Annotated in this window: 16 protein-coding genes; 14 read left to right on the forward strand and 2 right to left on the reverse strand. The window is 58.8% G+C overall.

What is annotated here, in order from left to right; translation table 11 throughout:
- The 13 genes from AC1D0Z_RS12845 to AC1D0Z_RS12905 all read left to right on the forward strand — a co-directional run.
- Positions 1–183: EF-Tu C-terminal domain-related protein (locus tag AC1D0Z_RS12845; RefSeq protein ID WP_477658625.1), on the forward strand; the 183-nt coding region annotated here is incomplete at its 5' end.
- A 25-nt stretch (positions 184–208) separates the two neighbouring features.
- Positions 209–523: a 30S ribosomal protein S10 gene (gene rpsJ / locus AC1D0Z_RS12850; protein WP_007838118.1), complete on the forward strand. Its 315-nt coding sequence runs from the start codon at positions 209–211 to the stop codon at positions 521–523.
- 216 nt (positions 524–739) lie between these two features.
- Positions 740–1,423, forward strand: a complete 684-nt coding sequence (rplC, locus tag AC1D0Z_RS12855) for a 50S ribosomal protein L3 (RefSeq protein WP_431098903.1) — start codon at positions 740–742, stop codon at positions 1,421–1,423.
- Positions 1,423–2,043: a 50S ribosomal protein L4 gene (rplD, locus tag AC1D0Z_RS12860; protein WP_011481230.1), complete on the forward strand. Its 621-nt coding sequence runs from the start codon at positions 1,423–1,425 to the stop codon at positions 2,041–2,043. Before rplC ends, rplD begins: the two co-directional genes overlap by 1 nt.
- Complete coding sequence (gene rplW / locus AC1D0Z_RS12865) at positions 2,040–2,375, forward strand: 50S ribosomal protein L23 (protein ID WP_431098901.1); 336 nt, start codon at positions 2,040–2,042, stop codon at positions 2,373–2,375. Before rplD ends, rplW begins: the two co-directional genes overlap by 4 nt.
- Positions 2,375–3,199 carry a 50S ribosomal protein L2 gene (rplB, locus tag AC1D0Z_RS12870; protein ID WP_011481232.1) on the forward strand — a complete coding sequence of 275 codons (825 nt, stop codon included), beginning with the start codon at positions 2,375–2,377 and terminating at the stop codon, positions 3,197–3,199. The genes rplW and rplB overlap by 1 nt, the downstream gene beginning before the upstream one ends.
- A gap of 9 nt (positions 3,200–3,208) precedes the next feature.
- On the forward strand, positions 3,209–3,487 hold the full coding sequence (gene rpsS / locus AC1D0Z_RS12875) for a 30S ribosomal protein S19 (protein WP_007866503.1): 279 nt from the start codon (positions 3,209–3,211) through the stop codon (positions 3,485–3,487).
- 9 nt (positions 3,488–3,496) lie between these two features.
- Positions 3,497–3,826, forward strand: coding sequence for a 50S ribosomal protein L22 (gene rplV / locus AC1D0Z_RS12880; RefSeq protein ID WP_007866508.1), 330 nt, complete (start codon positions 3,497–3,499; stop codon positions 3,824–3,826).
- Between the two features lie 12 nt (positions 3,827–3,838).
- On the forward strand, positions 3,839–4,744 hold the full coding sequence (rpsC, locus tag AC1D0Z_RS12885) for a 30S ribosomal protein S3 (protein ID WP_007866518.1): 906 nt from the start codon (positions 3,839–3,841) through the stop codon (positions 4,742–4,744).
- A 24-nt stretch (positions 4,745–4,768) separates the two neighbouring features.
- Entirely contained in the window at positions 4,769–5,185 is a 417-nt protein-coding gene (gene rplP / locus AC1D0Z_RS12890; protein ID WP_477658626.1) for a 50S ribosomal protein L16, read from the forward strand.
- 12 nt (positions 5,186–5,197) lie between these two features.
- The gene (gene rpmC, locus AC1D0Z_RS12895; RefSeq protein WP_431098894.1) at positions 5,198–5,407 is read left to right on the forward strand and encodes a 50S ribosomal protein L29; all 210 of its coding nucleotides are present in this window, start codon (positions 5,198–5,200) and stop codon (positions 5,405–5,407) included.
- Positions 5,404–5,673: a 30S ribosomal protein S17 gene (rpsQ, locus tag AC1D0Z_RS12900; RefSeq protein ID WP_477658627.1), complete on the forward strand. Its 270-nt coding sequence runs from the start codon at positions 5,404–5,406 to the stop codon at positions 5,671–5,673. Before rpmC ends, rpsQ begins: the two co-directional genes overlap by 4 nt.
- Before the next feature lie 230 nt (positions 5,674–5,903).
- Positions 5,904–6,410, forward strand: a complete 507-nt coding sequence (locus AC1D0Z_RS12905; protein WP_477658628.1) for a redoxin family protein — start codon at positions 5,904–5,906, stop codon at positions 6,408–6,410.
- A gap of 154 nt (positions 6,411–6,564) precedes the next feature.
- Here the strand turns inward: AC1D0Z_RS12905 and AC1D0Z_RS12910 are convergent, their stop codons facing one another.
- Together AC1D0Z_RS12910 and AC1D0Z_RS12915 are read right to left on the reverse strand one after the other, a co-directional pair.
- Positions 6,565–7,053 (reverse strand): GNAT family N-acetyltransferase, encoded by a 489-nt coding sequence (locus tag AC1D0Z_RS12910; protein WP_477658629.1) that lies wholly within the window; start codon positions 7,051–7,053, stop codon positions 6,565–6,567.
- A 79-nt stretch (positions 7,054–7,132) separates the two neighbouring features.
- Complete coding sequence (locus tag AC1D0Z_RS12915) at positions 7,133–7,819, reverse strand: cytochrome b/b6 domain-containing protein (protein ID WP_477658630.1); 687 nt, start codon at positions 7,817–7,819, stop codon at positions 7,133–7,135.
- Between the two features lie 186 nt (positions 7,820–8,005).
- Here AC1D0Z_RS12915 and AC1D0Z_RS12920 point away from each other — a divergent pair, with 186 nt between their 5' ends.
- Positions 8,006–8,461, forward strand: a complete 456-nt coding sequence (locus tag AC1D0Z_RS12920; RefSeq protein ID WP_477658631.1) for a c-type cytochrome — start codon at positions 8,006–8,008, stop codon at positions 8,459–8,461.
- Positions 8,462–8,466 lie beyond the last annotated feature (5 nt).

Below are 8,466 nucleotides of genomic sequence, written 5' to 3' on the forward strand. Positions count from 1 at the left end.
ACGACGGACGTGACCGGTGCGATCGAGTTGCCAGAAGGCAAGGAAATGGTCATGCCAGGCGACAACGTGTCGATCACCGTCAAGCTGATCAACCCGATCGCCATGGAAGAAGGCCTGCGCTTTGCCATCCGTGAAGGCGGCAAGACCGTCGGCGCCGGCGTTGTTGCCAAGATCATTGCGTAATTTCCGCAAACCATAAGGAATTACCATGGCCACCAAGCAAAAAATCCGCATCCGCCTGAAGGCGTTTGATTACAAGCTGATCGACCAGTCGGCGGCTGAAATCGTTGACACTGCTAAGCGCACCGGCGCGATTGTCAAGGGCCCCGTGCCCCTGCCAACGCGCATGAAGCGTTTTGACATCCTGCGTTCGCCCCACGTCAACAAGACGAGTCGCGACCAGCTGGAAATCCGCACGCACCAGCGTCTGATGGACATCGTGGACCCTACGGATAAAACCGTGGACGCCCTGATGAAGCTCGACCTGCCGGCCGGCGTGGACGTCGAAATCAAGCTGCAGTAAGCAAAAAATCGGGGTTTCGGCCACAAGCCGGGCCCCAAATCGACAGGTTTTAGCCCGGGTTTGCCATTTCTGGCAGCCTGGGCTATACTCTTGGGCTGTCCTTTGCATATTGGCTTCTTGCTTCTATGGAATGGACGGTTTTATTAACTGTCTTTCACATCAAAACGTCTGTGGCCAATTGAAGTCGCAGCGGTGAAAGTTACGAAAGAACACATCATGAGTCTGAGCAACTCCCTCGGGTTGCTGGGCCGCAAAGTTGGCATGATGCGTCTGTTCACGGATGATGGGGACACAGTTCCTGTCACCGTGGTGGATGTATCGAACAACCGCGTGACCCAGGTTAAAACCGAAGCAAATGACGGCTACGATGCCCTTCAAGTGGCATTTGGCGCACGCAAAGCATCGCGCGTGACCAAGCCGGCCGCCGGCCACCTTGCGAAAGCAGGCGTTGAAGCTGGTGAAATCCTGAAAGAATTCCGCGTGACGGCTGACGTCGCAGGCAAATACGCTGCCGGTACTGTTGTGCCCGCAGCGGATGTGTTTGCTGTTGGCCAGCTGGTGGACGTGCAGGGCACCTCTATCGGTAAAGGCTACGCCGGCACCATCAAGCGCCACAACATGAGCTCGCAGCGCGCGTCGCACGGTAACAGCCGTTCGCACAACGTTCCCGGCTCCATCGGTATGGCGCAGGACCCTGGTCGTGTGTTTCCTGGTAAACGCATGACGGGCCACCTCGGTGATGTCACCGTGACCACGCAAAACCTGAACATCGTGCGCATCGACGAAGCCCGTCAGCTGCTGATGATTCGCGGCGCTGTGCCTGGTTCCAAAGGCGGTTTTGTCACGGTTCGTGCCGCGATCAAGGCCAAGACCACCACCGCTGCTAAAGGAGCGAACTGATGCAGGTCGAACTCCTGAATGACCAAGGTCTGGCTTCGTCCAAAGTGGACGTGCCTGATACCGTGTTTGGTCGCGAATACAACGAAAGCCTGATTCACCAGGTGGTCGTGGCCTTCCAGGCCAACGCCCGCCAGGGTACCCGGGCCCAGAAGGACCGTGAGCAGGTTCGTCACTCGACCAAGAAGCCTTTCAAGCAAAAGGGTACTGGCCGTGCACGTGCTGGTATGACGTCTTCGCCCCTGTGGCGCGGCGGCGGTCGTATCTTCCCGAACATGCCTGATGAAAACTTCACGCAGAAGATCAACAAGAAGATGTATCGCGCCGGCATGGCGTCGATCTTCTCGCAACTGGCGCGCGAAGGCCGCCTGGCTGTAGTTGATTCGCTGGCTGTGGATTCGCCCAAGACGAAAGTCCTGGCTGACAAGTTCAAGGCCATGAACCTCAACTCGGTGCTGGTCATCGCTGATGTGGTTGATGAAAACCTGTACCTGGCTTCCCGCAACCTGGTGAACATCCTCGTGGTTGAGCCCCGTTACGCCGATCCGGTGTCGCTGGTTCACTACAAGAAGGTTCTGGTCACCAAGGCCGCCATGGACCAACTCAAGGAGATGTTCGCATGAGCGTCCGTAACCCATCTTCTCCAAAACTGAAATTCGACGAAGGCCGCCTGATGCAGGTTCTGGTCGCTCCCATCGTGTCTGAAAAGGCGACGATGATTGCGGACAAGACCAATGCCGTGACCTTCAAGGTGCTGCAGGATGCTACCAAGTTTGAAATCAAGGCTGCCGTGCAGCTGATGTTCAAAGTGGACGTCCAGTCGGTTGCCGTCCTCAACATCAAAGGCAAGACCAAGCGCTTTGGCAAATCCGTGGGCCGCCGCGACAACATTCGCAAGGCCTACGTGACGCTCAAGCCAGGTCAGGAACTCAACCTCGGTGGGGAGTCTGCATAATGGCTGTCATTAAAATGAAACCCACCTCCCCCGGCATGCGCGGGATGGTGAAAATCTCCCGGGATCACCTGCACAAAGGTGAGCCTTACGCGCCGCTGCTGGAGCCACAATTCCAGAAGTCCGGCCGTAACAACAACGGGCACATCACGGTTCGCCACAAAGGCGGTGGTCACAAGCATCACTACCGCGTGGTCGACTTCAAGCGCAACAAGGATGCCATTCCGGCCAAGGTCGAACGTATCGAGTACGACCCCAACCGCACGGCCCACATTGCGCTGCTCTGCTACGCCGACGGCGAACGCACCTACATCATCGCCCCCCGCGGCCTTGAAGTCGGCGCCACGCTGATCAGCGGTTCGGAAGCGCCGATTCGCGTCGGCAACACGCTGCCTATCCGCAACATTCCTGTGGGTTCCACCATCCATTGCATCGAGATGCAAATCGGCAAGGGCGCGCAAATCGCCCGTTCCGCCGGCACCTCGGCAACGCTGCTGGCCCGCGAAGGTACCTACGCTCAGGTGCGTATGCGTTCCGGTGAAGTTCGCAAGATCCACATCGAATGCCGCGCCACCATCGGTGAAGTCGCCAACGAAGAGCACAGCCTGCGCCGCCTCGGCAAGGCCGGTGTGAAGCGCTGGATGGGTATTCGCCCGACCGTTCGCGGTGTGGTGATGAACCCGGTTGACCACCCGCACGGCGGTGGTGAAGGCAAGACCGGCGAAGGCCGCCATCCTGTCGATCCATGGGGTAACCTGACCAAGGGCTACCGCACCCGCAACAACAAGCGCACGCAAGTGATGATTGTTTCGCGTCGCAAGAAGTAAGGCTAACCCATGACACGTTCACTCAAAAAAGGTCCGTTTGTCGACCATCATTTGGTAGCCAAAGCCGACAAGGCCGTTACCAACAAGGACAAAAAGCCGATCAAGACCTGGTCGCGTCGCTCCATGATCCTGCCCGAGTTCATCGGCCTGACCATCGCCGTTCACAACGGCAAGCAGCACGTACCTGTCTACATCACCGATCAAATGGTTGGCCACAAGCTGGGCGAGTTCGCACTCACCCGGACTTTCAAAGGTCATCCGGCTGATAAAAAAGTTGTGAGAAAGTAAGGAAAGACCATGGAAACACGTGCAACCCTCCGGGGCGTTCGTCTGTCGGTCGACAAGGGCCGTCTGGTCGCTGACCTGATCCGCGGCAAGAAAGTGGATCAAGCCCTCAACATCCTGAATTTCACGCAGAAAAAAGCTGCTGGAATCATCAAGAAGGTTGTGGAGTCCGCCATCGCCAACGCTGAACACAACGATGGCGCCGACATCGACGAGCTGAAGGTGAAAACCATCTACGTCGAACAAGGCGCCACGCTCAAGCGTTTCTCCGCGCGCGCAAAAGGCCGCGGCAACAGCATCAGCAAGCCTACGTGCCATGTGTACGTGGTCGTTGGCAACTAAAGGCAGCAGGATATGGGACAAAAAATCAACCCAACCGGGTTTCGCCTTGCAGTTAGCCGCAACTGGGCCAGCCGCTGGTACGCAAGCAACCGTGATTTCGCCGGCATGCTGGCTGAAGACATCAAGGTTCGCGAGTACCTCAAGGCCAAGCTCAAGAATGCCGCGGTTTCGCGCGTTCTGATCGAGCGCCCCGCCAAGAACGCCCGCATCACGATTTTCTCGGCACGTCCGGGCGTCGTGATCGGCAAAAAAGGCGAGGACATCGAGAACCTCAAGAAAGAACTGAGCCGCCAGCTGGGCGTGCCGGTCGCCGTGAACATCGAAGAAGTTCGCAAGCCTGAAATTGATGCCAAGCTCATCGCTGACAGCATCACCCAGCAGCTTGAAAAACGCATCATGTTCCGCCGTGCGATGAAGCGCGCCATGCAAAATGCCATGCGTCTGGGTGCCCTGGGCATCAAGATCATGTCGTCCGGTCGCCTGAACGGCATTGAAATCGCTCGCTGCGAGTGGTACCGCGAAGGCCGCGTGCCCCTCCACACCCTGCGCGCCGACATCGACTACGGCACCTCTGAAGCCAAGACTACCTACGGTGTGATCGGCGTCAAGGTCTGGGTCTACAAGGGCGACACGCTGGGCCGCAACGATGCACCCGGCGCCAAGATGGTTGAAGTGCCTGACGAAGAACGCAAGCCGCGCGGCCCACGCCGTGATGCGCGCCCAGGCGATCGTCCAGGTAGCGACCGTCCCGCCCCACGTGGTGCTCGCGCACCGCGCGGCGCGACCAATACCGCACCTGCGGATGGAAGCGACAAGCCGGCTGAAGCTACTCCTGGTAGCGAAGCCCCGAAAACCACCGTTAAGCGCGTCCGTAAAGCCGCGCCAGCTGCAGCAGCTGACGGTGCCAAGACCGAGTAATCGGTCTATTAACGGAGAATCAAAATGCTGCAACCCGCTCGCAGAAAATACCGCAAAGAGCAAAAAGGCCGTAACACCGGCATCGCAACCCGGGGTTCCTCGGTTGCGTTCGGTGACTTCGGTCTCAAATGCACTGACCGTGGCCGTCTGACGGCCCGTCAAATCGAAGCCGCACGCCGTGCGATTTCCCGTCACGTCAAACGTGGCGGCCGTATCTGGATCCGTGTCTTCCCGGACAAGCCGATTTCCCAAAAGCCTGCTGAAGTGCGTATGGGTAACGGTAAAGGTAACCCAGAGTACTACGTGGCTGAAATCCAGCCCGGCAAGATCGTTTTTGAAATCGTTGGCGTGCCTGAAGAKCTGGMCCGCGAAGCGTTCCGCCTGGCATCCGCCAAGCTGCCGCTGCGCACCACCTTCGTCAGCCGCATGATTGGCCAGTAAGGGGATATGACCATGACCAAATCTACTGAACTGCGCCAAAAAGATGTTGCCGGCTTGAAAACCGAAGTCAAAGAGCTGCAAAAAGCCCACTTTGGCCTGCGCATGCAAAAAGCCACGCAGCAACTGACCAACCTGTCCACGCTGCGCTCCACGCGTCGCAGCATCGCTCGCGCCAAGACTATCCTGGCCGAAACCATCGTCAAGCAAGGAGCCAAAAAATGACGGAAGCTAAAAAATCCCTCAAGCGCACCTTGATTGGCAAGGTGGTGAGCGACAAGCGCGCCAAGACCGTAACGGTCCTGGTCGAGCGCCGTGTGAAGCACGAGCTGTACGGCAAGATCGTATCGCTGTCCAGCAAGTACCACGCCCATGACGAAAAGGGCGAGTACCACATGGGTGACGTGATCGAGATCACCGAAAGTCGCCCCATCTCCAAGACCAAGAACTGGGTTGTGACCCGTCTGGTCGAGAAGGCTGTGCTCGTTTAAGCTTTGGGTTCAACCCGAGGCTGACCCAAGTCAGGCTCTCGAAAAAACGGCTCACTTCGGTGGGCCGTTTTTGTTTGGGCATCCAGTTGCTTTCAGCTTACGAGTCTCCCCGCTTCGCCTTTATCTGAAGGCGTTCCCGGGCGTTTTCTGCACAGTGAGCACACGCTTGCGATCTCCGCACTACACTCGGGGGTTGATTTTTTCCAACCTGTTCATTCTGAGGAGTACACATGATCAAAGTAGGCGATACCCTTCCGGCCACCACACTGATGGAGTTTTCTGAAGTCGAAGGCAATGGCTGCAGCATCGGTCCCAACCCGGTCGATGTTGCCAAGGCCACTGCCGGCAAGACAATCGCCTTGTTTGCGCTGCCTGGCGCGTTCACACCGACCTGCTCGGCCAAACACGTGCCCGGCTATGTGGAGAAATTTGCCGAGTTCAAGGCGGCGGGTGTTGACGAGATCTGGTGCCTGAGCGTGAATGATGCGTTTGTCATGGGTGCGTGGGCACGTGACCAGAAGACCGGCGACAAGGTGCGCATGCTGGCTGACGGGAGCGCAGAGTTCGCCAAGGCGACCGGCCTCACATTGGACCTGATGGCGCGCGGCATGGGCCTGCGCAGCAACCGCTACTCGATGCTGGTCAAAGACGGCAAGGTCGCCAGCCTTAATGTGGAAGGCCCCGGCAAGTTTGAAGTCAGCGATGCGGCCACGCTGCTGGCGCAAGCCAAGGCCTGATCGCTCCTGCCTTCACTGGCCAGCCGCTGCCTTTGGGCCAGCGGCTTTTTTGTCTGTGCTGCCGCTGAGGTACGCCGGCGGGGCGGGGTGCGGCCGAGCGCTATCAATACCATAGCTGTTTGCGCCCGGTAGTATTGGGCTGCAGCCCGTTTTGCTACAAATCAACCTTGAGGTAATGTGCACCCGGGATGGGGTTGTGATAGTAGGGCGGGATCTCCGCAAATCCCAGTTCGGCGTACAAAGCGCGGGCTGACTCCATGTCGTCCAGCGTGTCCAGCAGTACCGAGGAGTAGCCAGCCACCCGGGCTGCATCCAGGATTGCCTCCGCCAGCTGGCGGCCCAGGCCAAGGCGGCGAAACGGCCTGCGGACGTACAGTCGTTTCATCTCTGCCGCATTTGGATAATCAACGGAGTCCACGGCGCGCAGCGCGCAACAGCCAGCGACTTCGCCATCGACAAAGGCCAGCAGCAATGCGCCCTCGGGTTCATCGTACTCGCCGGGCAGTTCGGCCAGTTCGGCCTCGAAATTCTGGAAGCACAGATCGATACCGAGCTGGGAGGCATACTCGCGAAAAATCAGCCGTGTGGCGGCCAGCTGCTCCGGGGTGTCGGGCGTGATGAACTGGATGGAGGGACGTTGCACGGATCTGCAGAACGGAAGTCGGCAACCAGTTTACCGTGATTTCCGCAGGCGGGACGCCGCGGTAAAGCCCGCCGACGCGTCAAAAAGCCGGTGCGGCCAATGTGGAAACCCAGTAGGCTATGCCGCAGCAGACTGCCAGGATCAGCACCGCGGCAAGGCGCGAAACCGTGTCGTCCCGGGACGGCGGGGCCGGCACCACGAGCTCCTTGTCGCCATGCAGCATGGCGCCCACCAGGTTGTGTTTGCGGGTCAGGTAATAAATGATGGCTGCGATGTGCAGTACCACCAGCGCCAGCAACACCCATTTGCCGATGTTCTTGTGATAGCCGGTGGCAAGGCTCACGGTGGCGTTCGAGACAAAACGCGTCAGCGGACCGGCAAAGGCGATCTCATCGTCGCTCAGCAGGCCGGTGCCCACCTGGGCCACCAGAAAACCGAGCATCGCGAACACCGAGCCGGCGCCAATCGGGCTGTGGCCCACGCCATGCTCGGGTTTGCCCCGGCCCTTCAGGTAGTTGATGACGCTCTGTGGCGCGTAAATGAACGCCCCAAAACGGGACCATCGCCCACCTACCAGGCCCCAGACGATGCGAAACAGCAACAAGGCCAACACCGTGTAACCAAAACGGAAATGCCAGACCATGGCGTTGCCGCCTACGGTGCCGGTGATGGCCAGGCCCAGCACGCAGGCGACCAGCGCCCAGTGAAAAAACCGTGTCGGCAGGTCCCAGACGCGCACCTTGTGCAGATTTTTGTTGGTGTACATGCTCACTCCTCGTTCATGTGGTTGTTCTAAGGCATTGTGCGCGACCACCCTGCTGCTCGCTTGGTGCTTTCCCGTAGTTCATAAGTTCCTGCGGAACTTATGGCCGACCGCTAAACTCAGCCACATGGCAACAGGCAAGCTGCGTTGCCATTGTCTCCATCTTAAGAACAACCTACGAGGAACCCCATGAAAGCTTTTGCCTGTATCGCCGCGGCCGCCACTTTGATGGCCATGGCTGCTCCGGCCTCCGCACAGTTTGCCAAGCCCGAAGACGCCATCAAATACCGCCAGAGCGCGCTGTTTGTCATGGGTCAACACTTCGGACGCGTCGGCGCCATGGCCAATGGCCGTGTCCCCTTCGACGCCAAAGTCGCTGCGGAAAACGCCGAAATCGTGGCCGACATGGCCAAGCTCCCGTGGGCTGCCTTTGGCGCCGGCACAGACAAGGGCGGCAACACCAAAGCCAAGCCTGAAATCTGGGCCGAACAGGCCAAGTTCAAGGAAGGCCACGAAAAGCTGGTCGCAGAGACCGCCAAGCTGGCCGCCGCAGCCAAAACCGGCAACCTTGATAACCTGAAGACCGCCTTCACGTCTACGGCTGGCACCTGCAAGGCTTGTCACGACGCGTTCAGGGCACAGTAGCCCCC

This window comes from Polaromonas sp. P1_E3 (assembly GCF_056405935.1).

Excerpts from the sequence above, each read along its gene's own strand:
- rpsJ (WP_007838118.1), top strand. The coding sequence starts at position 209 with ATGGCCACCAAGCAAAAAATCCGCATCCGCCTGAAGGCGTTTGATTAC.
- rplC (WP_431098903.1), top strand. The coding sequence starts at position 740 with ATGAGTCTGAGCAACTCCCTCGGGTTGCTGGGCCGCAAAGTTGGCATG.
- rplD (WP_011481230.1), top strand. The coding sequence starts at position 1,423 with ATGCAGGTCGAACTCCTGAATGACCAAGGTCTGGCTTCGTCCAAAGTG.
- rplW (WP_431098901.1), top strand. The coding sequence starts at position 2,040 with ATGAGCGTCCGTAACCCATCTTCTCCAAAACTGAAATTCGACGAAGGC.
- rplB (WP_011481232.1), top strand. The coding sequence starts at position 2,375 with ATGGCTGTCATTAAAATGAAACCCACCTCCCCCGGCATGCGCGGGATG.
- rpsS (WP_007866503.1), top strand. The coding sequence starts at position 3,209 with ATGACACGTTCACTCAAAAAAGGTCCGTTTGTCGACCATCATTTGGTA.
- rplV (WP_007866508.1), top strand. The coding sequence starts at position 3,497 with ATGGAAACACGTGCAACCCTCCGGGGCGTTCGTCTGTCGGTCGACAAG.
- rpsC (WP_007866518.1), top strand. The coding sequence starts at position 3,839 with ATGGGACAAAAAATCAACCCAACCGGGTTTCGCCTTGCAGTTAGCCGC.
- rpmC (WP_431098894.1), top strand. The coding sequence starts at position 5,198 with ATGACCAAATCTACTGAACTGCGCCAAAAAGATGTTGCCGGCTTGAAA.
- rpsQ (WP_477658627.1), top strand. The coding sequence starts at position 5,404 with ATGACGGAAGCTAAAAAATCCCTCAAGCGCACCTTGATTGGCAAGGTG.
- AC1D0Z_RS12905 (WP_477658628.1), top strand. The coding sequence starts at position 5,904 with ATGATCAAAGTAGGCGATACCCTTCCGGCCACCACACTGATGGAGTTT.
- AC1D0Z_RS12915 (WP_477658630.1), bottom strand. The coding sequence starts at position 7,819 with ATGTACACCAACAAAAATCTGCACAAGGTGCGCGTCTGGGACCTGCCG.
- AC1D0Z_RS12920 (WP_477658631.1), top strand. The coding sequence starts at position 8,006 with ATGAAAGCTTTTGCCTGTATCGCCGCGGCCGCCACTTTGATGGCCATG.